We start from the raw sequence: 25,364 nt of genomic DNA on the forward strand, positions 1-25,364 counted from the left end.
GGCCGTTCTGCGGCTAATCGAGGTGTTCGTTCTGTGGTCAGTCGAAGTGCTCGTTCGGCGGTGAGCCGAGGTGCTCGCACTGCGGTTACTCGGCTTGCCGTAGGGCCGGGGTGTGTAGGTTTCTGCTGTTCGCCAGGCGAGGTGCCGGTTTCTGGCACCCGGACACCGATGTTCTCCCCGCAGGGAGAACGGTGGTTGGTCTCATGGCCGTGGAGGCGTTCGGCGGGTGGTCGGTCTGCTGCGGGGTGCCGGAGCGCTTCTTGGCTTGGTCGGCGGTGCTTGCCTGATTCTGGGTTTGGTCGGGGGTGACGGGAGGGATCTGGGGCGGGGCCGACGGAGGTCGTCTTCGAAGGTCGTCCCTGCGTCGTGACGGAGGGTTGTTCTCACAGGTCGTCCTTTGAGTGGTGGTTGGAGGGGCCACTTGCAGGCCGGCGGTTGGAGGAGGCACTTCAGGCAGAGGTGAGACACGGAGGGGTTCCCCTCAGGCTCACTTGGAAATCAGTGGAAGCCGCGCAGGTTGTCCTGGGGGTTCGTGTGGTTGTCTCTGCCGCTTGACGAAGTCGCCGGTCGGAGGGGTGCCGGGGCTTTCGGTTATGGCGTCGGGTTCGGGGGTGTCGTTCGGGGATACGGGAGCCTGCGGCCGCCTCGCAAGGCTTTGATGGGGGAGGAGTCTCTGAGTGTGGGGAAGTCCTTGTCGTCGGGGGAGAGGGGGATGATGACCGGCTTGTCGGGACGTCGGCCGGTCAGTTTGGTGCGGCTGGCCGTTCGGCGTCTGCATTTCATTCCGGACGTGCAGCCCATTGCCTGCCGGAGGTTCTCGTGGGAGATTCCCGTTTCCAGGAGCACCAGAACGCAACGCGATGCCATACGGACGTTCAGGCGCATCTTGGCGGGGCAGTGGCGACGCCAGTGAAGCCTGCGCGAGAGCGGCTTGCCGGCCGCCCATGGCCCGTCGCTGCTTGCCCGCCGCTTGAGTCGTGCCATTGTCACCTCTCTCGCTCCTGCTGCTGAGGAGATCGAAGCACAATATTCCCCCTCGGGAGGCGGCTTTTCGACAGTGCGGTGTCGCCTTTCGTCGGATGGATGGTGTTTGGGTGGGGTATTTCGAATGGGGGCCCTGAGGTGTCGCGTGGAGGCGTTCCGGTAAATAGTGGAAATAAGAGAAATATGAGACAGTGATGACTTTTCTTCTTTGCGGTTTTTGCCGTTAAGGTCCGAGATTCTGTTTTTTGTTTGAGATGGCCCGCCGGGTTGTGCCGGTACGTGTGGGGTGGCCTTCTCTTGGGGGAGGGTGGGGGATAGGTTCCATGCATGAGTGATGTCCGGGTGGTGTTTCGGAAGTACGGCGGGGCGTTGCACTGGAACCACAGAGGGCGGTTGCTCGGCGAAGACCAGTACGGGGTCTGGGTCGGGCTGCCTGCGGGGACCGTGGCGCGCAAGGGCGAAGGCCCGGTTGTGGCGTGGGATCTGGCCGCTGTGATGCTGTTCCCGAGGGATGCCTGGTGGACGGCGTCCTTCAACGCGGTGCCGCATCGGTGTGAGGTGTATGTCGACGTCACCACCGTCCCGGAATGGAGGGGCGATGAGGTGACCATGCTCGACCTGGATCTGGATGTGCTGAGAATGCGCGACGGGCGGCTGATCCTGGACGACGAGGACGAGTTCGCCGAGCACCAGGTGAAGCTGGGATACCCGCCCGAGTTGGTCACGGGTGCGGAGGAGACGGCGCGATGGCTGCTCGATGCGGTCGGGGAACGTCAGGGGCCCTTCGACGGTGCCCACGCGGCCTGGCTCGCGATGGTGGGGTGACGACGCTTCGCGGCGAGCGGCGAGCGGCGAGCGGCGAGCGGCGAGCGGCGGGCGGCGGGCGGCGGGCAGCGAACGGCGGGCAGCGAACGGCGGGCAGCGAACGGCGGGCGGCGAGCGGCGAGCGGCGAGCGGCGGGCGGCGGGCGGCGGGCAGCGAACGGCGGGCAGCGAGCGGCGGGCGGCGAGCGGCGAGCGGCGGGCGGCGGGCGGCGGGCGGCGAACGGCCAGCGGGGAGGTACGGGCAGGGGCCGTCAGTGCGGAGCAGCCGGCACGCTCGTACGTGCGGACCGATAGGCAGGTGCGGTCAATGGGAGACCACAGCGCAGGCGCGGCAAGCGGAGCGGTGGGTACGGGCAGCTAACTTGGGCGGGCGCGGCGGCGGGTGTGGGCGCGAGTGGCGAGCCTAGCCTCACGGGCGGTGAGCACAACGACGAGCGGCGGGGACAAGTGGCGGGCCCGGCGGACGAGCCCGGCACGCGCCGCGGCCCTAGCCGGACGGCCGCGAGATCCACAGCAGCGAGAACCCGAGGCGCTGCACCTCCCACAACCGTATCCAGCGTCCTCGCGATCCCCAGAGCAGGTCCACCCTCGGCCGCCGCCCCAGCGGCCCCGCCCGCAACGAGGCGGGCCGCGAGGCGATCGAGCCGCACTCTGGTTTCCAGCACGCGGTGGCGGGTGACCTCCGGGGTGACCAGGGCCAGGTCCAAGTGGTGGAGCGGGCCAGATCGGCTCGGGCAGGCGGGAGCCGATCTAGCCCGGTCCAAGTGGTGGAGCGCAAACGGCAGGCGTCCCAGGGGCCGGCGCCGTGCCGAGCGCAACCATGGGGGTGGCGCTGCCCGCCCCTCGCCGTCGCGGGCGGCGTGGATGGCGGCACCATCGCCTGGCCCCGCCTCCCGCGTCGAGGGCGCCATCGACAGACCACCAGGCAGGCTGCCCCGCGCACCCGCCGCTGTCCGCCCGGCACGCCCCCGCGCTGCCGTGCCGCCGTGCCCGCCGCCGCTCCGCCACTGGCCGTCCCTGCCGCAGTCTGGGCTTGCCGCTCGTGCCTGGTGGTCGCTTCCCGTCGGCTGTTGTCCGCTGCCTGTGGCTGCTGGTATGTCGGCTGAGGTGGCCGTTCCTGCCCTGGTCTGGGCTTGCCGCTCGTGCCTGGTGGTCGCTTCCCGTCGGCTGCTGTCCGCTGCCTGTGGCTGCTGGTATGTCGGCTGAGGTGGCCGTTCCTGCCCTGGTCTGGGCTTGCCGCTCGTGCCTGGTGGTCGCTTCCCGTCGGCTGCTGTCCGCTGTCAGTGGCTGCTGGTATGTCGGCTGAGGTGGCCGTTCCTGCCCTGGTCTGGGCTTGCCGCTCGTGCCCGGCAGTCGCCCTCCGTCGGCTGCCGTCCGCCGTCAGTGACCGCCGGCACGTCCGCTGAGCTGGCCGCCCGTACCCGCGACTTCACCTTTGTCGCGCCTGTGCTCTGTGCTCCCCCCGTTGGCCGCGCCTGCCTGCCCGGTCTCCACCTGGCCGCCCCTGGTGCTTGGTTCACAGTGACCGCCCGCACGCTCCCGGTCCCGCAGGGCTGCAGGATCGGAGGGCGGAGGACTGGTGGGCGGCAGGTGCCGGAGGGCGGCAGGGCCGGAGGTTGGGGTTCAGGGCTTGTGATCGGTCGGGGGTGCTGTCTGGGTGCCTTGGGCGTTCGGTCGATGGCGCGCCCTATGGCTTTGGACGTCCGTTAGTGGAGGGTGTTCAGGGCTTTGGCCAGGGCTGTCAGGTGGGTGGGGCCGGCTAGGCCGGCGTGGTAGAGGTGGAAGTCCGTGGCTCCGGCCTTCGCGTACGTGCTGAGGTGGTGTGCCAGGACGGTGGCGTCGGCGGGGCGGGGCGGGAGGGCCAGGACGTAGGCGCCCACGCGCTGCCCCGGGTGGCACAGGTCGGCGAGGCGGCTGAGGCGGGCGGCGTCGGTCTCCGGGTCGCCCCAGCAGTTGCCCACCAGGACGTCCGCTCCCGGTTCGCCCTCAGGGAGGGCCGCGAAGGCGCCTGTCGCCCAGGGGTCTGGGGTGACGTGCAGTGTGATGGGGATGTTCGGGGCGATCTCGCGGATGGTGGTGATCAGGCGGCGGCGCAGTCCCGCCGAGAGGGACACGCGGACGGCCCGAACCTCGTCGGCCAGCGGGCCGAGTGCCTCCTCGATCGATGCGTAGGGGGTGCCGGGTTGTGGTGCGGGTACGGGGGTGGCTTGTACCTGGGTCCTCGGCGGGGTGGGTGGTTCGTTGGTCGAGGTGTTGGGGCCCGGTGGTGGCGGTGTGCGGGCGGCTCGTGCCTCATTCGTGAGTGGGCTGGGGGGTTCCTCGGCCGGCATGTCGGAGGGCCGGGTCGGCGGCGGGCCGCCTCTGGCGGTGTGTTCCGGCGTTCCCGGGGTGGGGTTCTCGTGGGTGATGGAGGTGGGCGGGTTCGGGAGAGGGGGGCGGGGCGTCAGGTGGCGGCGGATGAGGGGGCGCAGGGACGAGGGGTGGCGGGGGGCGCAGGCGGCGCAGAAGCACAGGCTGAGGAGGTCGGCGTGGGCGGCCGTCCAGTCGGCGCCCGCCGTCTTCTCGTGGACGCTCTGGTGCCCGAACCCCATCGGTCCGCAGGCCTCCAGGATGAGGCCGTCGGGTTCGGCGACGGCGAGGATCTCGCGGACGAGCCTGTCGCAGTAGTCGAGCACGTCGTCGTGGGCGGGGCAGAGCGCGTACGGGTAGGGGTCGCCGAAGGCGTTGCGGGTGACGAGGTCGGGGTGGAGCCGGCCGAGGTGGGAGTTGTGGGTGAGGACGGTCCAGGCGTGCACCTGGAGTCCGGCGGCCTTGAGCGCGTCGCGGGCGGTGAGGTAGGCGTCGGCGGGCGTCCACGTGGGGGCGGCGGGGACGAGACGGCCCCACGCGGAGGGGCGTACGGGGAGGTACAGGGCCGGGTGGGGGACGTCCAGGACGCGGTGGCGGGGGTGGTACGGGGTGGCGGCCCTGGTGGAGTGGTAGGAGACGGCGAGCGCGGCGGCGTCGACGCCGAGCGCGGCGATCCGTTCGGGCGCGGCGGGGTCGCCGGCGACGTCCCAGGGGTAGACGTAGGCGACCTTCACCAGCGGGGTCTCCTCGCGCTGAAGCCGGGTTCGACGCGCCGCATGTAGGTGGTGTCGTCGCGCGAGCGGATGCCGCAGGTCAGGTACTGCTCGTGCATGGCGGCGAGGGCGTCGCGGTCGAGGTCGACGCCGAGGCCGGGCCCGGTCGGCACGGTGACGGCGCCGTCGGTGAAGCGCAGCGCGCCGGGGCGGACGACGTCCTGGCCGTCCTGCCAGGGGGTGTGGGTGTCGCAGGCGAAGGTCAGGTTGGGGGTGGCGGCGGCCAGGTGGGTCATGGCGGCGAGGCTGATGCCGAGGTGGGAGTTGGAGTGCATGGACAGTTGCAGCCCGAACGTCCCGCAGAGGGCGGCGATCTGGGAGGAGCGGACGAGCCCGCCCCAGTAGTGGTGGTCGAGCAGCAGGACGCCGATGGCGCGGGAGGCGATGGCGGGGGGCAGGTGCTGGGGGGTGACGACGCACATGTTGGTGGCGAGCGGCATCGGGACGGCGGCGGAGACCTCGGCCATGCCGGGGATGCCGGAGGTGGGGTCCTCCAGGTACTGGAGGACGCCGTCGAGTTCGCGGCCGACGCGGATGGAGGTCTCGACGCTCCAGGCGGCGTTGGGGTCGAGCCGGAGCGGCACGCCGGGGAAGGCCTCGTGCAGCGCGCGGATGGCGGCGATCTCCTGGTCGGGCGGGAAGACGCCGCCTTTGAGTTTGATGGAGCGGAAGCCGTGCTCCTTGATGAGGAGGGCGGCCTGGGCGACGAGGCCGGCCTCGTCGAGCGCGGGGCCGTAGCGGTCGTCGGGCTCGCCGGGGTGGCCGGCCCATTTGTAGAAGAGGTACGCGCTGTAGGGGACGGCGTCGCGGACGCGCCCGCCGAGCAGGTCGGAGACGGGCACTCCGGCGGCTTTGCCCCGGATGTCGAGGCAGGCCACCTCGAACGGGGAGTGGACGCGGTCGACGCTCTTCTCCTTGGTGGCGGCGCCGGTCAGGCCGTGCAGGTCGGTGACGACGTCGCCGACGGCCGCGTGGATCCTGCGGTACATCTCGTTCGTGGCGTGGACGTCGAGCCCGATGAGACGTTGCGCACATTCGCGGACTTTGGCCAGGTGGTCGTGGTCGCCGTAGGTCTCGCCGAGCCCGGTCAGTCCCTCGTCGGTGACGACTTCCACGACGGTGCGCAGGGCCCACGGTTCGTGGACGCCGGCGGCGTTGAGGAGGGGCGGGTCACGGAAGGCGACGGGGGTGACGTGGATCTGCGTGATGATCATAAGTGTCCGCCGTCCATGTATGTGAACACCAGTCATAATTGTGGACAGTGCTGGCAACTGTAAGAATCGGGGGTAGAAAGTGTCAAGACTGCGAAGGGCCATCTGATGATCCACGGATACGACCCCAGGACCGGTGAGAACGTCGGCGCCGGTCTGAGCGAGACGGACGGCGACGGGGTCGACTTGATCGTCTCCGCCGCCGCGGCCGCCGGAGCGGCCTGGCGGGCCACCTCCGCGGACGAGCGGGCGGCCGCCCTGGAGGCCGTGGCCGACGCGCTGACCGAGCGCGTGGACGAGCTGTGGCGGCTCGCCGACCAGGAGACCGCGCTCGGCGAGGGGCGGCTGCGGGGCGAGGTGGCGCGCGCGGCCGGGCAGTTCCGGCTCTTCGCCCAGGTCATCAGGGACGGCGGGTACGTCGAGGCGATCATCGACCACGCCGACCCGTCCGCCGTGCCGCCGAGGCCGGACGTCCGGCGCATGCGGCGCCCGCTGCCCGGCGTGGTCGCCGTGTTCGCGGCGAGCAACTTCCCGTTCGCGTTCTCGGTGGCGGGCGGCGACACCGCGTCGGCGCTGGCGGCGGGCTGCCCGGTCGTCGTCAAGGCGCACCCGGGCCACCCGAACACCTCCGAGCGGGTGGCGAGGATCGTGCGTGACGCGCTGCCGTACCCCGACCTGCTGGGCCTGGTGCAGGGCATGCAGGCGGGCGCGGACCTGGTGAAGCACCCGCTGGTGGTGGCGGCGGGGTTCACCGGCTCGGTCGCGGGCGGCAAGGCGATCCAGCGGCTCATCGACGAGCGGGAGACGCCGATCCCGTTCTACGGCGAGCTGGGCAGCGTCAACCCGGTCGTGGTGCTGCCGTCGGCGCCGGCCCGGGAGGTGGCGGCCGGTTTCGCGGGATCGCTCACGCTGGGCGTGGGCCAGTTCTGCACGAACCCGGGCCTGATGTTCGTGCCCGAGGGCGACGAGCTGCGCAAGGCCCTCGTGGAGGCCGTGGAGGGCACGTCGGGCGGCCCGATGCTGGGCGAGCGCATCAGGGACGGCTACCTGGGCGGTCTCGACCGGCTGGGCGAGCTGCGGCTGCTGGCCGAGGGCAGGCCGGGTGAGGGCGCCCTCGCGGTCACGCCGAAGGTGTTCACCACGGATCTCGCGTCGTTCGCCGAGAAGCTGCCGCAGGTCGCCGAGGAGTGCTTCGGGCCGGCGTCGGTCGTGGTGACCTACCGCGACGCGTCCGAGCTGCCGGCGGTGCTGGAGCGGCTGGAGGGGTCGCTCACGGCGACGATCCACTCGGCCGACCCCGGCGAGGCGGGCGAGGTCGCCGAGGTGCTGGGCAGGAAGGCGGGCCGGCTCATCTGGAACGGCTGGCCGACCGGGGTGGCGGTGTGCTGGGCGATGCACCACGGGGGTCCGTGGCCGTCGTCCACCTCGGCGTCCACGTCGGTGGGCGCCACGGCGATCGAGCGGTGGCTCGCGCCGACCGCGTACCAGGACTGGCCGCAGGCGCTGCTGCCCGACGAGCTCAAGGACGCCAACCCGCTCGGCGTCCCGCAGCGCGTGGACGGACGCCTCACCGTCTGACCATCTGACGGCGGCCGGCCGGCCTGCCGGCCTGCCTCCGAGGGCGGCGCCATCACCGCCCTCGGAGGCCGCGGCCTCAGGCCGCTCCGGCGATCTCCAGGCCGGTGGCGATGATCTCCTTCAGTTCGGCGATGTGCTCGGGGGCAGGGTCGGTCAGCGGCGCCCGGACCCCGCCGACGTCCAGCCCGCGCAGCCGCACTCCGGCCTTGACGAGGGAGACGGCGTAGCCGGGCACGAGGTCGCGCAGCTCGACGAGCGGCAGGTAGAAGGCGGTGAGCAGCCGCCGGGCCAGCTCCTCGTCGCCCCCGGTGACGGCCCGGTGGAAGGCGAGCGCGACCTCGGGCGCGAAGGCGAACGCCGCGCTGGAGTACAGGTCCACCCCGATGCCCCGGTACGCGGGCACGGTCAGCTCGGCCGTGGGGAGGCCGTTGAAGAAGGTGAACCCCTGCGCACCGGACGCCCTGACGGTCAGGACGATGCGCTGGAGCAGGTCGAAGTCGCCAAGACCGTCCTTGAAGCCGATGACGTGGGGCGTGCGCGCCAGTTCGGCCACGGCGGCCGGGGTGAACCTGGCCGTGGCCCGCTGGTAGATGATCACGGGTAGCTCGGCGGCGTCGGCGACCTCGCGTACGTATCTGACGAGCCCGTCCGGCGGCCCGGAGACCAGGTAGGGCGGCATGAGCAGCAGCCCGTCGGCGCCGCGTGCCGCGGCGGCGCGGGCCAGTGCCCTGGCGGCGGGCAGCGGGCCTCCGGCGCCCGCGAAGACGGGGACGCGCCCCGCCGCGGCCTCGACGGCCGTGGCCACGACCCTGGCGTGGTCGTCGAGGTCGAGGGCGTTGAACTCGCCGGTGCCGCACGCGGGGAACACCCCTCCCGCCCCGGCCTCGACGCCTTCGGCGACGTGCCGGGCCAGCACGGGTTCGGCGATGTCGCCGTCGGGCCCGAACGGGGTCACGGGGAAGAAGAGAACACCTTCCAGCCGCATCAACAGTCCTTTCTCAGCGGATGCCCTCCCTGCGCAGAGTCGCAGCGAGCTTGTGGGTGTGGCCGATCACCGCCTGGGTGACGCGTTCGACCTCGGCGGGCGGCAGGCCGGCCGGCATGGAGCAGCTGATCGCGTCGGTGGCCGGGATGCGGTAGTCGACCGCGACGGCGACGCAGGCGACGCCGGGCGTGCCCTGCTCGCGCTCGTACGCCCAGCCTCTGGTGCGGACCTGGTCGAGTTCGCCGGTGAGCTTGGCGAGGTCGGTGATGCTGTGCTCGGTCGGGCCTGTGAGCGGGTCGGGCAGCAGGGCTTCGACCTCGTCGTCGGTGAGCTGGGCGAGCAGCGCCTGGCCGAGCGCGGTGACGTGGGCGGGCAGCCGCCGGCCGACGCGCGGGATGACGTGGTGGGCGTCGCGGGCCTCCCTGGTGGCCAGGTAGAGGACGTGCGCCTCGTCCCTGCGGGCGAAGTGCACGGTGCGGCCGGTCTCGGCACGCAGGTCCTCCAGCGTCTCCTGGGCGAACGGCAGCGCGGGGTCCTTGTCGAGGTAGGCGGTGCCGGTGAGCAGGGCGTGCGGCCCGATGCCGAAGGCGGAGCGCGCGCCGTCGGTCTCGACCCATTTGAGCTCCACGAGGGTGCGCATCAGCGCGTGCAGGCTGCTGCGGGGGAACCCGGTGCGCTGCTGGAGCTCGGACAGCGACAGGTTCCGGTGGGAGGCGGCGAGCGTCTCCAGGATGCGGATCGTGCGCTCGGCGGACTTGACCAGCTGGGGCTCCATGCTCATCCCATCTCGACGGTTTCTGTGCACTGTCAGGATATGGGATAGCGTTCAGATACATGGACATCTAACCCTTGACCGCACCGCTGGTGAGACCGCGCATGAACTGCCGCTGGAAGGCGAGGAAGGCGATGATCGACGGCAGCAGCGCCAGCAGCGAGGCCGCGAGCAGCACGCCGATGCCCACCTCCTCGTTGGAGCGGAGGCTGCGCAGCGCCACGGGGAGGGTCCAGGTGGTGGAGTCGGTGGAGACGATCAGCGGGAGCAGGTACTGGTCCCAGATCATGGTGAAGCCGAAGACGCCGATCACGCCGAGCGCGGGCCGGCACAGCGGCACGATGATCGTCGCGAAGATCCGGAACTCGCCGGCGCCGTCGATGCGCGCGGCCTCCTCCAGCTCGACCGGCACCTCCTTCATGAACTCGGTCATGACGAGGATGGAGAAGCCCCAGGCGCCGACCGGCAGGATCATGCCCGCGTACGTGCCGATGAGGTCGAGGTGGAGGACGGGCAGGTCCGCCAGCACCAGCGACAGCGGGATGGCGATGATCTCCTCGGGCAGCATCATGGTGGCCAGCATGAGCAGCATCACGAACGTCATGCCCCTGAACCTCTTGCGGGCCAGCGCGTACGCCGCGAACACGCTCACCAGCATCTGCAGCAGCAGGCCGAAGCCCACCACGACGAACGAGTTGAGCAGGTAGAGGTAGACGTTCTGGTCCTTGGCCAGGACGAAGTTGTCCAGCGTGAAGTCGTCGGGCCACAGCGAGAACGCCGTGGGGTCGAGCGTCCTGCCGAAGGCGCTGACGAGCAGGCCGAGCAGCGGCCCGGTGAACACCAGCACCATCGCGGCGTACAGGACGACCTTGGCGGCGGTGGCGGCGGGGCCGCGCCGCGACTCCAGCCCCAGCGCGCTGTCGAACCTCATGTCGCCTGCCTCCTGCGCAGCGTCTGGACGACCACCGTGAGCGCGAGCGTGGCGAGGAACAGCACGATTCCGCCGGCCGAGGCCACGCCCAGCTCGTTCTTCTGGAAGCCGAGCTTGTAGATGAGCGTCATGAGCACCTCGGACGAGCCGTTGGGCCCGCCGTTGGTGAGCACGTAGACCTCGACGAACACGCGCAGGCCGCGGATGGCCGCGAGCGTGGCGAGGATCCAGAAGACGGGCCGCAGGGCGGGGAGCGTGATGTGGCGCAGCCGGCGCCAGGTGGAGGCGCCGTCGACGGCGGCCGCCTCGTACAGCGAGCGGTCCACGCCCACCAGCCCCGCCAGGAAGATCATCATGTCGTACGGGGTGCCGCGCCAGACGCTCATCAGCATGATCGACCACAGGGAGGAGTGCTCGCTGGCCAGCCACGGCTGCGGGTCGAGGCCGAACCAGCCGATGACGACGTTCAGCATGCCGGTGTCGCCCGGGTGGAACATGATCCGCCACACCTCGGACACCGCCGCCATCGTCGTGACGACCGGGAGGAACGCGGCGGTCCGCACGAACCAGAGGTACTTGGCGGGGCCCTCGATGAGCAGCGCGAGCACCAGGCCGAGCACGAGCGAGCCGGCCGTGGTGCCCAGCGCCAGCACGACGCTGTGCCAGATGGCCGCGGCGAACTCGTCGTCGGTGATGATGGTCCGGTAGTTGTCCAGGCCGACCCACTCGTCGCCCAGGAACGTCTGCACCTTGAACAGGCTCTTCCACAGGCCGAGCGCCATGGGGATGAACTTGAAGTACAGGAACAGCAGCAGCGCGGGGGCCAGGAACAGCCAGGCGGTCAGCGTCCCCCGCCGCCGCGCCGGGACGGCGGGGCGGCGGGGCGGCGCCGTCCGGCTGCGGGCCGGGCTGAGGGTGGAGGTCATGACGCTTTCTGGCTCTGGAGTTCCTGGGTGAGCTTGGTGTCGAGCGCGTCCATGGCCGCCTTGACGTCGGAGGAGCAGTCGGCCCAGACGGCGTTGATGGTGTCGGCGGAGTCCTGCCTGATGGGCGCCCAGTTCGGCACCGGCGGCGCGTAGACGGCGTTCGCGTACGCCTCCTGGAAGACCTTCCAGCGCGGGTCCTGGCGCTCGCCGGCCAGGTCCACGGTGGTGTTGACGGGCAGGCGGACGATGGCGCCGCCCGCGTCCTTGTTCATGCCGATGCGCTGGCCTTCGGGGGAGACGGCGAACTCGGCGAACTTCTTCTGCGCGTCCTGCATGCCGGAGCCGGCCATGAGGTAGACGTTCTCGCCCTCGCCGAGCGTGCCGGGGCCGCCTGACGGGCCCTTGGGCACGGGCACGACCTCGATCCTGTCGGTGCCGATGCTCTTGACGAACCGGGCCAGCACGTACGGTCCGACCAGGTAGATGCCGCCCTGCCCCTTCTCGAACACCTCGTGGGTGACGGTGGTGTCGTTGCTGACGGCGCCGGGGTTGACGGTCCTGGCCTTGCAGAACTGGTCCTGGAGGAACCGGACGGCCTCGACAGTCCTGGGGTCGCCGGCGCTCGCGGCGAACCTGCCGCCGCCGGTGGGCCTGACGAAGTCGCCGCCGTTGGCGTAGACGAGGGACGAGGCGTACCAGGAGGCGTAGCCGCGCTTGGTGCCGGCGGGGATGACGAAGCCGGAGGTGTCGGCCTTGCCGTCGCCGTCGGGGTCCTTCCGGGTGAAGGCGGCGGCGAGCGCGGCGAGGTCCTGCCAGGTTCTCGGCTGCTCCATGCCGACCTTCTCGCGCCAGTCCTTGCGGATGATGAGCGCGAACGCCTGGGCGGAGAACGGCGCCCCGTAGTACTTGCCGTCTCCGGCCATGGCGGCCTTCCACGCGAGGTCCGACAGCTTGTCGCCGCCGGCGAGCGCGTTCCTGTCCACCTCGCGCAGCCAGCCCTGCGTGTGCATGGCGCCGAGCTGCGCGGTGTCGTTGATGACGATGTCGGGCAGGTGTCTCTGCGACGCCTGCTGGTTCAGCTTGGTCTCGAAGTCGTCGAAGATGGCGACCACCTTCGTCGGCACCCCGCTGGCCTTGGTGAACGCGTCGGCGAGTCGCTTCGCCGTCTTGGCGGAGTCGGAATCGGGGAGCTGCCTGATCCAGATCTCCAGCGTGTCGTCGGAGGCCGGCCCGCCGGAGCCGCAGCCCGTCAGCGTCACGGCCAGGGTCGCGGACAGGGTCGCGGCCAGCGCGACCCCGAGCAGACGATACATCCGATCGCCTCCCGTTCACATACGTGGACGAATGTCGCACACATGGAATTCGTTTGGCTGAACGTAACCAGCGACCCGCATCACGGTCAATATTCAAGAATGTGAATTTGGATCAGACTTGTGTACACAGAACTCATGCGAATTCTCATGACCGGCGCCGCGGGCAAGGTGGGCACGCTCATGCGCCCCCGGCTCGCCCGCGAAGGCCGCACGCTGCGCCTGTCCGACGTCCTGCCGCTGACCGCCGGGCCGGGCGAGGAGGTCACGCCCGCCGACCTGAACGACGAGCAGGCCATGGCCGCCGCCATGAAGGGCGTGGACGCGGTGATCCACCTCGGGGGCCAGAGCCGCGAGCACCCGTGGCCGGACATCGTCGAGGCCAACGTCAACGGGACGTACGCGCTGATGGAGGCGGCGCGCCGCGAGGGCGTGCGGCAGGTCGTGCTGATGGGCAGCCATCACGCGGCCGGCTTCCACACCAGGCCGCCCTCCGGCGAGGACCTGCCGGACTACGCCTTCCCCCGCCCGGACACCTTCTACGGCGTGAGCAAGGTCGTCATGGAGGCGCTGGGCAGCCTCTACCACGACAGGTTCGGCATGAACGTCACGGTCGTCAGGCTGGGCACCTGCAACGAGGGCTCGGCCGACACGCGCGGCCTGGCCACCTGGATCTCCCCGGACGACCTGGCGCGCCTGCTGGAGTGCGCGATGACCGCGCAGGGCTACCACGTCGTGTGGGGCGTGTCGGACAACGCCCGCCGCTGGTGGTCGCTGCGGGAGGCCGAGTCGATCGGGTACGTCTCACGCGACGACTCGGAGCCGCAGGCGGCCGGGCTCATCGCCGAGCAGGGCGAGCCGGACCTGTCGGACCCGGTGCACCACCGGGTCGGCGGGGTCTTCACGCTGGGGGAACTCGGTGGAAAATGGTGATCGAAGGCGGCAACCGTTTGCAGGAAGCTTGACGGCTGCAGCCCCGAAGGTCAAGGCTTAGGACTGGCAACCGTTTGCACGAAAGGGCGGCGATGACGGCGACGATCAGGGACGTGGCACGCGCGTCGGGCGTGCACGTCTCCACAGTCTCCCGGACGTTCTCGGCGCCGCACCTGGTCAATCCTGCCACCAGGAGCCGGGTGCTCGCGGCGGCCGACGACCTCGGCTACCGCCCCAACCGGGCCGCCAGGGCGCTCACGACCGGGCGGACCTTCAACATCGGCCTGATCGTGGCCGACATCGCCAACCCGTTCTTCCCGCCGCTCATCAAGGCCGCGCAGGCCCACGCCAGGGGGCGCGACTACCACGTGTTCGTCGCCGACACCGACGAGGACCCGCGCGTCGAGGAGGAGCTGATCAGGACCCTCGCCAAGCAGGTGGACGGCGTGCTGCTGTGCAGCCCCCGCCTGTCCAACAGGGCCATCGAGCGGCTGGCTGAGGACGTCCCCTTCGTCGTGGTCAACCGGCGGATCAAGGGCATGCCGGCCGTGCTGATGGACGTCGGCCACGGCGCCAGGCTCGCCCTCGACCATCTCGCGGCCCTCGGCCACCGCAGGGTGGCCCTGGTCTCGGGTCCGAGCGGTTCGTGGACGAGCACCGAGATGCGCGCGGCAGCCGCCGAGGTTCCCGGCCTCGACCTCGTCCTCCTCGGCCCGAACCAGCCGACGGAGGAGGGCGGGCTGGCGGTGGCCGAGGACGTCGCGGCGTCGGGCGTGACCGCCGTGCTGGCCTACAACGACCTGGTGGCGCTCGGCCTCATCGAGGGGCTGTCCGAGAGGGGCGTCGACGTGCCCGGCCAGGTGAGTGTGATCGGTTTCGACGACATCCTGCCGGGACGGCTCAACCGTCCGAAGCTGACCACGGTGGCCATGCCCGCCGAGGCGGCGGGGAGGATGGCCGTCGATCTGCTGCTGCAGTCGGGGGGCGAGGGCGCGCTGGTGACCCTGGACACCGCCCTGATAGTCCGCGAGTCCACGGGAAGGGCACATACATGATCTTCGGAACGCTGCCGTCGGGGCAGGACGTCGAGCGCGTCGAGCTGTCGTCGGGCGCGCTGCGCGCGGCGGTGCTGACGTACGGCGCGATCATCCAGTCGCTGGAGGTCGGCGGCCGTGACGTGGTGCTGGGCCTCGACACCCTGGAGGACTACCGCACGCGCAGCCGCTACTTCGGCGCCGTCGTCGGCCGGTACGGCAACCGCATCGCCGGGGGCCGCTTCACGCTGGACGGCGTGGAGCACCGCCTGCCCGTGAACAACGGGCCCAACAGCCTGCACGGCGGCGTCGAGGGCTTCGACAGGAAGGTCTGGACGATCACCGATCGCGACGCGGCGTCGGTCACGCTGGAGCTCGTCAGCCCCGACGGCGACCAGGGCTACCCGGGCACGCTCACGGCGAGCGTCACGTACACGCTGGAGGGCGCCGCGGACGGCGGGGCGCTGCGCATCGACTACGCGATGGAGACCGACGCGCCCACCGTGGTCAACCTCACCAACCACTCGTACTTCAACCTGGCGGGCGGCGGTGACGTGCTCGGGCACGTCGTGAGCATCGACGCCGGGCACTACCTGCCCGTCGACGCCGACAAGATCCCGACGGGCGAGGTGGCGCCGGTGAAGGGCACGGTGTTCGACTTCACCGAGCCGCACGCGGTGGGCGAGCGCTTCGAGGGCGCCTACGACCACTGCTTCGTGCTCGACGGCGGCATGCGGGTGGTCGAGCCCGGCGGCGGCCTGACGATGGACGTCACCACCACCGAGCCCGGCGTGCAGTTCTACGCGGGCGGCATGCTCGACGGGGAGGCGACGCCGTACGGGCCGTTCGCGGGGCTGTGCCTGGAGACCCAGCACTTCCCCGACTCGCCCAACCAGCCGCAGTTCCCCTCGACCGTGCTGAGGCCGGGCGAGCGCCGCACGTCCACCACGACGTACGCGTTCCGGACCTGACCGGGCGGCCGACGGGCCCGCACCGAAAGCGACAGATCGCTCGATACGGGCGTTCGCGGCGTGCCTGCGCGCGTTCCACCGTGTCTCCGTCGTACCTTTGGCATCATGGCCACCCGTACGCCGAAAAGCGCATCGAAGGGGCCGGCGAAGCGGTCGCCCTCGTCCCGCTCGACACCCCAGAAGCGGGCAGCCGCGCCGGCGGGGCGCCCGAGGGCCAGGCAGGCCGCCTCCTCCGGCCGCAGGTCCTCGGCGACCCACCAGGACCCGATCAGCTGGGTCCTCACGATGATCGGCAAGCTGATCGTCGGGCTGTGGATGCTGCTCGCCAACGGCATCGGCAGCACGGCCCGCGCGCTGGGCAAGAACGCGCGCGAGCTCGACCCGGCGCACCGGCGCGACGGCGTGGGCCTGACGATCCTCGCGGCGGCGATCGTCGTCGCCGCGATGACCTGGCGCACCTCGCCCGACGGCGCCGTCTCCAGCGTCGTCAACACGGCGGTGCGCGGGGTGCTCGGGTCGCTCGCGTGGGCGCTGCCGCTGCTGCTCGGCCTGCTCGCCTGGCGCTACCTGCGCCACCCCGACCAGAACGCCGACACCGGCCGCATGGTCATCGGCTGGAGCGCGCTGGTGGTCGGCGTGCTCGGCGTCATCCACGTCGCCAACGGCACGCCGTACCCGGCGGGCGGGCCCAACGACGGCATGGAGCGCGTGTCGCAGGCGGGCGGCATGGTCGGGTTCGTCGTGTCGGCGCCGCCCATGAGCATCCTGCCGCCCTGGATCACCATCCCGCTGCTGCTGCTCCTGTCGGGCTTCGGCATCCTGGTGATCACGGCCACGCCGGTGCACCGCATCCCCGAGCGGCTGGCCGAGCTGCGGCACATGCTGTTCGAGCGGCACGCCGACCCCTCGCCGCGCCCCCCTGCCAGGAAGCGGCCCAGGCAGAAGAAGCCCGAGAACGGCGAGCCGGGCGAGACGGTCAAGCCGTACGACACGCCGGTGCTGTCGGAGCAGGAGAAGCAGGCCGACCACTCGCCGGAGATCGTGCCGGGGCTGGTCGAGGAGGAGCCGCCCGCCGTGGCCGAGCGGCGTCCTGAGCCGCCGCTGCCGACGCCCGCGCCCCGCAAGGTGGAGCAGCTCGTGCTGTCGCCGCAGGCGGGGCCGTACAGCGTGCCCGACCTGCAGCTGCTCAAGCAGGGCACGCCGCCCAAGCCGCAGACCAAGGCGAACGCCACCGTGGTCAACGCCCTCACCAGCGTGCTGGAGCAGTTCTCCATCGACGCCCAGGTGATCGGGTTCACCCGCGGGCCGACGGTCACCAGGTACGAGATCGAGCTGGGCCCGGCGGTCAAGGTCGAGAAGGTCACGGCGCTCACGAAGAACATCGCGTACGCCGTCAAGTCGGCAGATGTCCGGATCCTGTCGCCCATTCCGGGTAAGTCGGCCATCGGGGTGGAGATCCCCAACGCCGACAAGGACCTCGTGGCACTGGGCGACGTCCTGCGCGCCCAGGTGGCGCAGGCCGACCACCACCCGATGATCGTCGGCCTGGGCAAGGACGTCGAGGGCCGCACCATCGTGGCCAACCTCGCCAAGATGCCCCACCTGCTCATCGCGGGCGCCACCGGCGCGGGCAAGTCCGTCTGCGTCAACGGCCTGATCACCTCGATCCTCATGCGCGCCACGCCCGACGAGGTGCGCATGGTGCTGGTCGACCCCAAGCGCGTTGAGCTGTCGGTCTACGAGGGCATCCCGCACCTCATCACGCCGATCATCACGAACCCGAAGAAGGCCGCCGAGGCCCTGGAGTGGGTCGTGGGCGAGATGGACCGCCGCTACGACGACCTGGCCGCCTCCGGCTTCCGCCACGTCGACGAGTTCAACAAGGCCGTGCGGGCGGGCAAGCTGCAGCCGCCGCCCGGCAGCGAGCGCGTCTACCAGCCCTACCCGTACCTGCTGGTGATCGTGGACGAGCTGGCCGACCTCATGATGGTCGCCCCGCGCGACGTCGAGGACTCCATCGTCCGCATCACCCAGCTCGCCCGCGCCGCCGGCATCCACCTGGTGATCGCCACCCAGCGGCCGTCCGTGGACGTCGTCACCGGCCTGATCAAGGCGAACGTGCCCTCCAGGCTCGCGTTCGCCGTCTCCAGCCTCACCGACTCGCGGGTCATCCTCGACCAGCCGGGCGCCGACAAGCTCGTCGGCCAGGGCGACGCGCTGTTCCTGCCCATGGGCGCGAGCAAGCCCATGCGCATCCAGAACGCGTTCGTCTCGGAGAAGGAGATCGCCGAGATCGTCGCGCACTGCAAGGCCCAGATGGCGGTCGAGTACCGCGAGGACGTCGCCGCCGCGCCGGTCAAGCGGGAGATCGACGACGACATCGGCGACGACCTCGACCTGCTCGTCCAGGCCGCCGAGCTGATCGTGACCACCCAGTTCGGCTCGACGTCGATGCTCCAGCGCAAGCTGCGCGTCGGCTTCGCCAAGGCGGGCCGCCTCATGGACCTCCTGGAGAGCCGCAACGTGGTCGGCCCGAGCGAGGGTTCGAAGGCGCGCGAGGTGCTCGTGAAACCCGACGACCTGCCGGGGTTGCTGGCCGACCTGCGTGGCGAATGACCCCAATGCACGCCTCCGATGCATTAACTGGTTGAATATGAACCACTACGCAACGTCGTGGTGGGGAGGCGTTCGCTGTGCAGGAGCAGAGCATCGGGGGCATGCTGCGGTCCGCCAGAGAGGCGGCGGGGCTGTCGGTCGCGCAGGTCAGCGCGGCCACCCGGATCCGTGAGCCGATCATCCATCGGCTGGAGCAGGACGACTACGAGGAGTGCGGAGGCGACTTCTACGCGCGGGGGCACGTCAAGGCCGTCGCCAAGGCCGTCGGGCTCGATCCCGACGCCCTCGTGCATCTGTACGACCAGCAGCACGGCGGCGCGCCGCAGCCGGTGCGGGCGGCGTCGGTGTTCCAGGCCGACCGCAGGGTCACCATGCGCGAGCGGCGCGGCCCGAACTGGTCGATGGCGCTCGTCGCGGCGCTGGCCGTCGTGGTCGTGATCGGCCTGGTGCGGGTGTTCGGCGGCGCCAGCGACCAGGTGCGCACGGCCGACGTCGAGCCGGTGCCGGCGGTGCCCGAGGTGCCGCGGAAGCACCCGGCGAAGGAGACCAAGCGCCGTCCGGCGGCGGCCGGTCAGGCCGGGCCCCGCCAGGTGGTGGTGCGGGTCAAGGCCAAGCGCACCTCGTACGTCCACGTGCGCGACGCCGACGGGCGCCCGCTGTTCGCCGGCGACCTGAAGGCGGGCACGGTCTCGACGTGGCGGGCGCAAAGAGAGGTCGCCCTGCTCTTCGGTGACGCCGGGGCGGTGTCGGTGCAGGTCAACGGCAAGGACATGGGCAAGCCGGGCGACCGGGGCGAGATCATCAGGCGCACGTACGGGGTCTCGGCGCCCTAAGTGTGGTGGGCGGTGCATCGGGTGGTGGCCAACTCCCGATACCGTAGTGTTCACCATGTCATCCCGCCGAACCGCATCGCTGATCACCCTGGGCTGCGCGCGCAACGAGGTCGACTCCGAGGAGCTGGCCGCGCGACTTGAGGCTGCCGGCTGGCAGCTCGACGACGACGACCCCGAGGTCGTCGTCGTCAACACGTGTGGCTTCATCGACTCGGCCAAGAAAGATTCCATCGACACGCTGCTGGCCGCCTCCGACTCGGGCGCGAAGGTGGTGGCCGCGGGCTGCATGGCCGAGCGCTACGGCAACGAGCTGGCCGACGCGCTGCCCGAGGCCAGCGCCGTCCTGTCGTTCGACGACTACGCCGACATCGGCGGCCGGCTCGACGACGTGCTGGCCGGCCGCAGGCTGACGCCGCACACGCCGCGCGACCGCCGCACCCTGCTGCCCATCTCGCCCGTGGAGCGCGCCGCCGCGCCGCGCGGGGCCATCCCCGGCCACGGCGACCTGCCCGACGGGCTCGCGCCCGCCAGCGGGCCGCGCGTGCTGCGCAAGCGGCTCGACGAGAGCCCGGTCGCGTCGCTGAAGCTGGCCTCCGGCTGCGATCGGCGCTGCACGTTCTGCGCCATCCCGGCCTTCCGCGGCGCGTACGTCTCGCGCGACCCGGCCGAGCTGCTGGCCGAGGCCGACTGGCTCGCCCACCGCGGGGTGCGCGAGCTGGTCCTCGTGAGCGAGAACTCCACCTCCTACGGCAAGGACCTCGGCGACCTCAGGGCGCTGGAGAAGCTGCTGCCGCAGCTCGCCGCCGTCGAGGGCGTCGAGCGGGTGCGGGTCAGCTACCTGCAGCCGGCCGAGCTGCGCCCCGGCCTGATCGACGTGATCACCGGCACCGAGGGCGTGGCGCCCTACTTCGACCTGTCGTTCCAGCACGCCAGCAACGGCGTGCTGCGCAGGATGCGCCGCTTCGGCGACCCCGAGCGCTTCCTCGGGCTGCTGGAGACCATCCGCGAGCGCGCCCCGGAGGCGGGCGTGCGCTCCAACTTCATCGTGGGCTTCCCCGGCGAGACCGAGGAGGAGTTCGCGGAGCTGGTCGGCTTCCTGGAGCAGGCCAGGCTCGACGTCATCGGCGTGTTCGGCTACTCCGACGAGGACGGCACCGAGGCCGCGGGCCTGCCTGGCAAGCTCGGCCAGGACGTCGTCGACGAGCGCGTGCGCGTGCTCACGGAGCTGGCCGAGGAGCTGACCGCGCAGCGCGCGGAGGAGCGCATCGGCACCGAGGTCGACGTGCTGATCGACGACGACCTGGGCGACGGCGGCTACGAGGGCCGGGCCGCGCACCAGGGGCCCGAGGTCGACGGTTCGGTCACGGTCCAGGGCATCGGCCTGGTCAGAGGGCAGATCGTGCGCGCGGTGGTCGTCGACGCCGAGGGGGTCGATCTGATCGCGCGCATCAAGGCCGGCCCATGACGAGGGACGAGCGCCGCGTGGTAAGCCCGTGGAACATCGCCAACGTCCTCACGGTCCTCCGGTTGGCGCTCGTCCCCTTCTTCGTCGTGTGCCTGCTCCTGCCGGGCACGGGCTGGCGGCTGGCCGCCCTGGCGGTGTTCGCGGTGGCGTCGCTCACCGACCACCTCGACGGCGAGCTGGCCAGGCGGTACGGACTCATCACCGACTTCGGCAAGATCGCCGACCCGATCGCCGACAAGGCGCTCACGGGGGCGGCCCTGGTCTGCCTGTCCGTCCTGGACGAGCTGCCGTGGTGGGTCACGGCGGTGATCCTCGGGCGCGAGCTGGGCATCACGGTGCTGCGTCTGGTGCTGCTGCGGCACGCGGTCATCCCGGCCAGCTACGGCGGCAAGGTGAAGACGGTCCTGCAGATCGCCGCGATCGTGCTGTACATCCTGCCGGGGGTGCCGCCTCCCGTGCGGTGGGTGGTGATGGGCGCGGCCGTGGTCGTCACCGTGGGCACGGGCGTCGACTACGTGGTCCGGGGAGTCAAGCTGCGTGGTGTGGCCAGGCAGGCGCGCGGGGAGTGATCATGGTGAACGTGGCGGAGGTCGTCGGGTCGCTGGTGCGGCGGGGCGCCACGCTGGCGGTCGCCGAGTCGCTGACGGGCGGGCTCCTGGGGGCCGCCTTCACCTCTGTGCCCGGTTCGTCCAAGGCGTTCAGGGGCGGCGTGGTCTCGTACGCGACCGATCTCAAGCGCGACCTGCTCGGGGTGCCGGGCGACCTGCTGGAGCGGGAGGGCGCGGTTCACCCTGACGTGGCGGCGGCGATGGCCGCCGGTGCGGCGCGGGTGTGCGGGGCCGACTACGCGGTGGCCGTGACGGGCGTGGCGGGCCCCGACCCGCAGGACGGCAAACCGGTCGGAACCGTCTACATCGCCGTCTCAGGGCCGGGGGAGCGGATCTGGTCCCGGCATGTGAGATTGCAGGGGTCGCGTGAGCGGATCCGGGTAGAGACGGTGGACGAGGCTATCGATCTCCTTGCAGGTGTGCTCAAGGAGAACATAGGGGAACATTTCGGATGATTACTGTGTTACGTCCCCAGCGAACATGCGAAGCACGGTCTGACGCGGTGTCGGTGGATGCGGGTACGGTGGAGCTGTGAGTGAGGTCCGTGAGCCAAGAAGCAGCGAGCGCCCGGCCGGCGGGCCGCATGAGTCACGCGACGATCCACGCGCGGCGGACCAGGGGCTGCGACGCCCGGCGATGACGGCGAGGAGTATGTACGAAGCAAAGAAGACCAAGGTGCGGCACGATCCGATCGCGCGGGGCGTGGTGAAGCCATCCACGCCGGGGAGGGAGCGACAGATGATTCTGCTGCGTCAGCTGCTCGGCGACGTGCTGAGGCGGCTGCGGGTGCGGCAGGGGCGCACACTGCGAGAGGTGTCCACGCTGGCGCGTGTCTCGCTGGGCTACCTGTCGGAGGTCGAACGCGGCCAGAAGGAGGCCTCGTCCGAGCTGCTGGCGTCCATCTGCGGTGCCCTCGGCGTGCCGCTGTCCCAGGTGCTGCGTGAGGTGTCCGACCAGTTCGCGCTGGCCGAGCTCCAGGCCGCGCCGGTTCTCGCCGACGTGCCCGAGCGTGAGCGTCTCCCCCTTGCCGAGTCGGTGCCAGGGCCGATCTCCGAGTCCGTCTTCCCCGAAGTCAAGGACATGGTGGCCGCCTAGCGCGGCTGGCAGCCACCACACCACAGGATCAGCCGCTCCTGTGGGCGTGCCCCCATCTCACCGCGGCTGATGCGGGTGCCGCAACGGCGACAGGGTCTTCCCACCCTGCCGTAGACCCAGGTCTGGTGCGCCGGGCGGCGATCACCTGTGGTCACCGTGCCCGCATGCTCCTTGTTGGCGTCGAGCAGCCGGTGGGCCAGCGACACCAGCGCGTGCAGATCCTCGATCTCCCCGACTCTCCTCCACGGCCAGACCCCGCGCAGGAACAGCGTCTCCGCGCGGTAGATCGTGCCGATCCCCGCAAGGTTGCGCTGGTCGAGCAGCGCCTCCCCGATGGTCCGTCCGGGGGCCTCGCGCAGCCGCCGCACGGCCTCGTCCGCGTCCCAGTCCTCGCCCAGCAGGTCGGGCCCCAGGTGGCCGACCAGGCGCTCCTCCTCACCGGTCCCGACGAGATCGACCACGCCGAGCCGTACTCCGACGGCCTGCCACTGCTCGTTGGCGAGGACCAGCCTGACCTGGTCCCCGGGAGGCAGGCGGCGTCCCGCGGGCGCGATCTGCCAGCTGCCGTCCATCCGCAGGTGCGTGTGCACGGTCAGCCCGCCCTCGACGCGCGTGAGCAGGTGCTTGCCGCGTGACACGGTGGTGAGCACCGTGCGGCCGGTCAGGTCGGCGGTGGCGTGGCGGGGCACGCGGAAGTCGGACCGGGTGAGCACGCGGCCGTCGAGCGCCCGGCGCAGGCGCGCGGCGGTGCGGTGGACGGCGTCGCCTTCGGGCATGATCCCAGTCTAGGAATCCTCCCGCGTGCTCCCGGCGGCGGCGCGGGCGTCGACCCGGGCGTCGACCCAGGCGTCGACCCAGGCGTCGACGAGCGCGCACAGGCGGTCCAGCGCGGCCTCGGCGCGGTCGCGGTCGCCGGTGGTCAGGTAGTCGATCTGCAGCCCGGTGTACGCCGAGTTGGTCAGCGTGGAGATCGTCAGCGCCTCGGCCTCCGGGACGCCGCGTTCGCGCAGCAGTTCGGAGACGAACGCCGAGCGGTGGGCCAGCAGCCGCGGGACGTGCCCGGCGAGCCGGCCCCCGGCGGCCAGCCCCTCGATCTCGTGGATGAGCCGCGCGATCGGCAGGTTCTCCTCCTGGAGCTGCCAGTCCCAGGTGCGGCGGACGATCGTGCCGACGCTGTCGGAGCCGGTCCAGCCGGGCAGGGAGCGCAGCCAGGCGCGGTGGCGCTCGTCGAGGCGCTCCATCGCGGCCGAGAGGAGTTCCTCCTTGTCGGCGAAGTGGTGCGTCAGCACCCGCGTGGACTTGCCGAGATGCTCGGCCAGGGGCCGCATCGACAGCGCCGACAGGCCGTGGTGGGCGAGGTAGTCGACGATCTGGTCGAGGAGTTCGGTGCGGCGCTGCGGGTCGGCGGTCCTGGCCATCGAAATCCCTTTGACGTCATTCGGGTGACGACTGTTACCTTATATGGGAAACGACTGTTACCTTTATATGAGGGGATCGCTGTGCCCGTGAGACGACGGCCGGCCTGGCTGGCGGCGCTGGTGTTCACCGCGTTCGCGTTCGCCACCGACGACTACATGATCGCGGGCGTGCTGCCCGCCGTCTCCGCCGGGCTGAGGGTCGGCGAGGCGGCAGGCGGGCAGCTCGTGACCGTCTTCTCCCTGGTGTTCGCGCTGGCCGCGCCGGTGGCGTCCGTGGTGGCCGCCCACTGGCCGCGCCGGCGGCTGTTCACCTGGGCGCTCGTGGCGTTCACCGCCGCCAACCTCTGCGCCGCGTTCGCCGGGTCGTACGCGGTGCTCATGGGGCTGCGCGTGCTGGCGGCCCTCGCCGCCGCGGCCGCCGTGCCCGCGGCGTACGCCGTGACGACCGCCCTGGCCCCGGAAGGGCGGCGGGGACGCTACCTGGCGCTGGTCATGGGCGGGCTGACCGCGTCGCTGACGCTGGGCGTGCCCGTCGGCACCTGGGTGGGCGGCGCCTTCGGCTGGCGGGCCACGTTCGGCCTGGGCGCGGCGCTGGGGCTGGTCGCGCTCGTCTGGGTACGCGCCACGCTGCCCGAGCCGCCGCCCGTCCCCGCCCTGCCGCTGCGCGAGAGGCTGGCGCCGCTGGCCCGCGCCCAGGTGCTGCTGGGCCTGCTCGGGATCACCGCGATCGTGCTCGGGAGCATGACGGTGCTGACCTACCTCGCGCCGTTCCTGCGCGATCTGGCCGGGGCGGGGCCGGCGGAGCTGGGCTGGGTGTTCGCGATGGCGGGCCTGGCCGGGCTCGCGGGCGGGCAGCTCGGCGGACGCGCCGCCGACCGGTGGGGCGCCGACCGGGCGCTCATCGCCGGCGTGTGCGGGTTCGCCGCCTCGATGGCGGCGTTCACGGCCTGCTGGGCGCTGCGGCCCGTCGCGCTGGCCGCCCTGATGCCGCTGCTCCTGGCCTGGGCGGCGCTGTCGTGGTGGATCCCGCCTCCCGCCCAGACGCGACTGCTCGCCCTGGCGGGCCAGGCCGGGCCGCAGGCGCTCGCGCTGAACAGCAGCGCCGTCTACGTCGGGGTGTCCGGAGGCGGCGCGCTCGGCGGGATCGTCCTGGAGGCGTACGGCAGCGGGCTGCTGGCGCCCGCGGCGGCGGTGTGCGAGCTGGTGGCGCTCGCGCTGTTCTGGCTGGCCCGCAGGTGCGCCGCCGGGGAGGCGGCGCGGGCCTCCGCCACCCCGGCGGAGGGGCGGTGACCGGGGGTCAGTCCCAGGCGGCGGGGTCGGAGGCGAGCTCGCGGACGCGCTCGGGCAGTTCCCCGGACGCGACGTGCTCCAGCGTGACCTCCTCCAGGATGGCGCGCTCGGTGGCGCGCAGGGCGATCCAGACCTGCTGCAGCGACTCGGCGGGGCCGCGGTAGCCGACGTGCTCGGGGCGCTCGCCCCGCACGTTCGCCAGCGGGCCGTCGACGGCCCTGATCACGTCGGCGAGTGAGATGTTCGACGCCGGCCTGGCCAGCACGTAGCCGCCCTCGGGGCCGCGCTGCCCGCGGACGAGGCCGGCGCGGCGCATCTGCAGCAGGATGTTCTCGAGGTACTTGGGCGGCATGTCCTGCTCTTTGGCGAGCTCGCCCACGGTGGTCGGGCCGGCACCGGCGGCTGCGAGTTCGGCGGCGGCACGGAGGGCGTAGTCGACACGAGCGGAAAGGCGCATG

22 protein-coding genes are annotated in these 25,364 nt (G+C 71.6%); 12 read left to right on the top strand and 10 right to left on the bottom strand.

The genetic code is table 11. The annotated features are described in order from the left end of the window. The first annotated feature begins 1,311 nt into the window (after positions 1-1,311). Positions 1,312-1,809, top strand: coding sequence for a DUF402 domain-containing protein (locus BMX74_RS14980; RefSeq protein ID WP_055503583.1), 498 nt, complete (start codon positions 1,312-1,314; stop codon positions 1,807-1,809). Between the two features lie 1,705 nt (positions 1,810-3,514). Here the strand turns inward: BMX74_RS14980 and BMX74_RS44080 are convergent. Both BMX74_RS44080 and BMX74_RS14995 read right to left on the bottom strand, forming a co-directional pair. Further along, entirely contained in the window at positions 3,515-4,891 is a 1,377-nt protein-coding gene (locus BMX74_RS44080; protein ID WP_177227352.1) for a dihydrolipoyllysine-residue succinyltransferase component of 2-oxoglutarate dehydrogenase complex, read from the bottom strand. After that, positions 4,888-6,144 carry a glucarate dehydratase family protein gene (locus BMX74_RS14995; RefSeq protein WP_091100905.1) on the bottom strand — a complete coding sequence of 419 codons (1,257 nt, stop codon included), beginning with the start codon at positions 6,142-6,144 and terminating at the stop codon, positions 4,888-4,890. Before BMX74_RS14995 ends, BMX74_RS44080 begins: the two co-directional genes overlap by 4 nt. Before the next feature lie 105 nt (positions 6,145-6,249). Between BMX74_RS14995 and BMX74_RS15000 the strand changes: the two genes are divergently transcribed. Further along, a complete protein-coding gene (locus BMX74_RS15000; RefSeq protein ID WP_055503580.1) occupies positions 6,250-7,719 on the top strand; it encodes an aldehyde dehydrogenase (NADP(+)) in 1,470 nt (489 codons plus the stop codon). Positions 7,720-7,795: 76 nt separating this feature from the next. Here the strand turns inward: BMX74_RS15000 and BMX74_RS15005 are convergent, their stop codons facing one another. From BMX74_RS15005 to BMX74_RS15025, 5 genes are all read right to left on the bottom strand, one after another. After that, complete coding sequence (locus tag BMX74_RS15005) at positions 7,796-8,704, bottom strand: 5-dehydro-4-deoxyglucarate dehydratase (protein ID WP_055503579.1); 909 nt, start codon at positions 8,702-8,704, stop codon at positions 7,796-7,798. A 13-nt stretch (positions 8,705-8,717) separates the two neighbouring features. Then, complete coding sequence (locus BMX74_RS15010) at positions 8,718-9,479, bottom strand: IclR family transcriptional regulator (protein ID WP_055503578.1); 762 nt, start codon at positions 9,477-9,479, stop codon at positions 8,718-8,720. Positions 9,480-9,546: 67 nt separating this feature from the next. Further along, on the bottom strand, positions 9,547-10,407 hold the full coding sequence (locus BMX74_RS15015) for a carbohydrate ABC transporter permease (protein ID WP_055503577.1): 861 nt from the start codon (positions 10,405-10,407) through the stop codon (positions 9,547-9,549). Further along, the gene (locus tag BMX74_RS15020) at positions 10,404-11,333 is read right to left on the bottom strand and encodes a carbohydrate ABC transporter permease (protein ID WP_055503576.1); all 930 of its coding nucleotides are present in this window, start codon (positions 11,331-11,333) and stop codon (positions 10,404-10,406) included. Before BMX74_RS15020 ends, BMX74_RS15015 begins: the two co-directional genes overlap by 4 nt. Then, on the bottom strand, positions 11,330-12,646 hold the full coding sequence (locus BMX74_RS15025; RefSeq protein WP_063792022.1) for a sugar ABC transporter substrate-binding protein: 1,317 nt from the start codon (positions 12,644-12,646) through the stop codon (positions 11,330-11,332). Before BMX74_RS15025 ends, BMX74_RS15020 begins: the two co-directional genes overlap by 4 nt. 135 nt (positions 12,647-12,781) lie before the next feature. On the opposite strand from BMX74_RS15025, the gene BMX74_RS15030 reads away from it, so the two are divergent. From BMX74_RS15030 to BMX74_RS15070, 9 genes are all read left to right on the top strand, one after another. Next, a complete protein-coding gene (locus BMX74_RS15030) occupies positions 12,782-13,576 on the top strand; it encodes an NAD-dependent epimerase/dehydratase family protein (RefSeq protein ID WP_055503575.1) in 795 nt (264 codons plus the stop codon). A gap of 92 nt (positions 13,577-13,668) precedes the next feature. Continuing rightward, entirely contained in the window at positions 13,669-14,631 is a 963-nt protein-coding gene (locus tag BMX74_RS15035) for a LacI family DNA-binding transcriptional regulator (protein ID WP_055503574.1), read from the top strand. Next, a complete protein-coding gene (locus BMX74_RS15040) occupies positions 14,628-15,581 on the top strand; it encodes an aldose epimerase family protein (RefSeq protein WP_055503573.1) in 954 nt (317 codons plus the stop codon). Before BMX74_RS15035 ends, BMX74_RS15040 begins: the two co-directional genes overlap by 4 nt. Positions 15,582-15,686: 105 nt before the next feature. Continuing rightward, positions 15,687-18,197, top strand: coding sequence for a DNA translocase FtsK (locus tag BMX74_RS15045; protein ID WP_091100907.1), 2,511 nt, complete (start codon positions 15,687-15,689; stop codon positions 18,195-18,197). A gap of 77 nt (positions 18,198-18,274) precedes the next feature. Continuing rightward, positions 18,275-19,030, top strand: a complete 756-nt coding sequence (locus tag BMX74_RS15050; RefSeq protein ID WP_055503571.1) for a helix-turn-helix domain-containing protein — start codon at positions 18,275-18,277, stop codon at positions 19,028-19,030. 55 nt (positions 19,031-19,085) lie between these two features. Beyond that, positions 19,086-20,495: a 30S ribosomal protein S12 methylthiotransferase RimO gene (rimO, locus tag BMX74_RS15055; protein WP_055504105.1), complete on the top strand. Its 1,410-nt coding sequence runs from the start codon at positions 19,086-19,088 to the stop codon at positions 20,493-20,495. Further along, complete coding sequence (gene pgsA, locus BMX74_RS15060; protein WP_055503570.1) at positions 20,492-21,064, top strand: CDP-diacylglycerol--glycerol-3-phosphate 3-phosphatidyltransferase; 573 nt, start codon at positions 20,492-20,494, stop codon at positions 21,062-21,064. Before rimO ends, pgsA begins: the two co-directional genes overlap by 4 nt. A 2-nt stretch (positions 21,065-21,066) precedes the next feature. Then, positions 21,067-21,558: a CinA family protein gene (locus BMX74_RS15065; protein ID WP_055503569.1), complete on the top strand. Its 492-nt coding sequence runs from the start codon at positions 21,067-21,069 to the stop codon at positions 21,556-21,558. Positions 21,559-21,841: 283 nt separating this feature from the next. Then, positions 21,842-22,198: a helix-turn-helix domain-containing protein gene (locus BMX74_RS15070; protein ID WP_055503568.1), complete on the top strand. Its 357-nt coding sequence runs from the start codon at positions 21,842-21,844 to the stop codon at positions 22,196-22,198. Here the strand turns inward: BMX74_RS15070 and BMX74_RS15075 are convergent. Beyond that, a complete protein-coding gene (locus BMX74_RS15075) occupies positions 22,195-22,974 on the bottom strand; it encodes a DNA-formamidopyrimidine glycosylase family protein (RefSeq protein WP_091100909.1) in 780 nt (259 codons plus the stop codon). The two genes, BMX74_RS15070 and BMX74_RS15075, sit on opposite strands and share 4 nt — an antisense overlap. Positions 22,975-22,983: 9 nt before the next feature. Further along, positions 22,984-23,616 (bottom strand): TetR/AcrR family transcriptional regulator, encoded by a 633-nt coding sequence (locus BMX74_RS15080; RefSeq protein ID WP_091100911.1) that lies wholly within the window; start codon positions 23,614-23,616, stop codon positions 22,984-22,986. Positions 23,617-23,703: 87 nt separating this feature from the next. On the opposite strand from BMX74_RS15080, the gene BMX74_RS15085 reads away from it, so the two are divergent. Then, entirely contained in the window at positions 23,704-24,906 is a 1,203-nt protein-coding gene (locus BMX74_RS15085; RefSeq protein WP_218153960.1) for an MFS transporter, read from the top strand. 7 nt (positions 24,907-24,913) lie between these two features. Here the strand turns inward: BMX74_RS15085 and BMX74_RS15090 are convergent, their stop codons facing one another. Further along, positions 24,914-25,363, bottom strand: a complete 450-nt coding sequence (locus BMX74_RS15090; protein WP_055503565.1) for an RrF2 family transcriptional regulator — start codon at positions 25,361-25,363, stop codon at positions 24,914-24,916. Between the last annotated feature and the right edge of the window lies 1 nt (position 25,364).

The organism is Nonomuraea pusilla (assembly GCF_900109355.1).
In the GTDB taxonomy this organism is placed as follows: Bacteria; Actinomycetota; Actinomycetes; order Streptosporangiales; family Streptosporangiaceae; genus Nonomuraea; species Nonomuraea pusilla.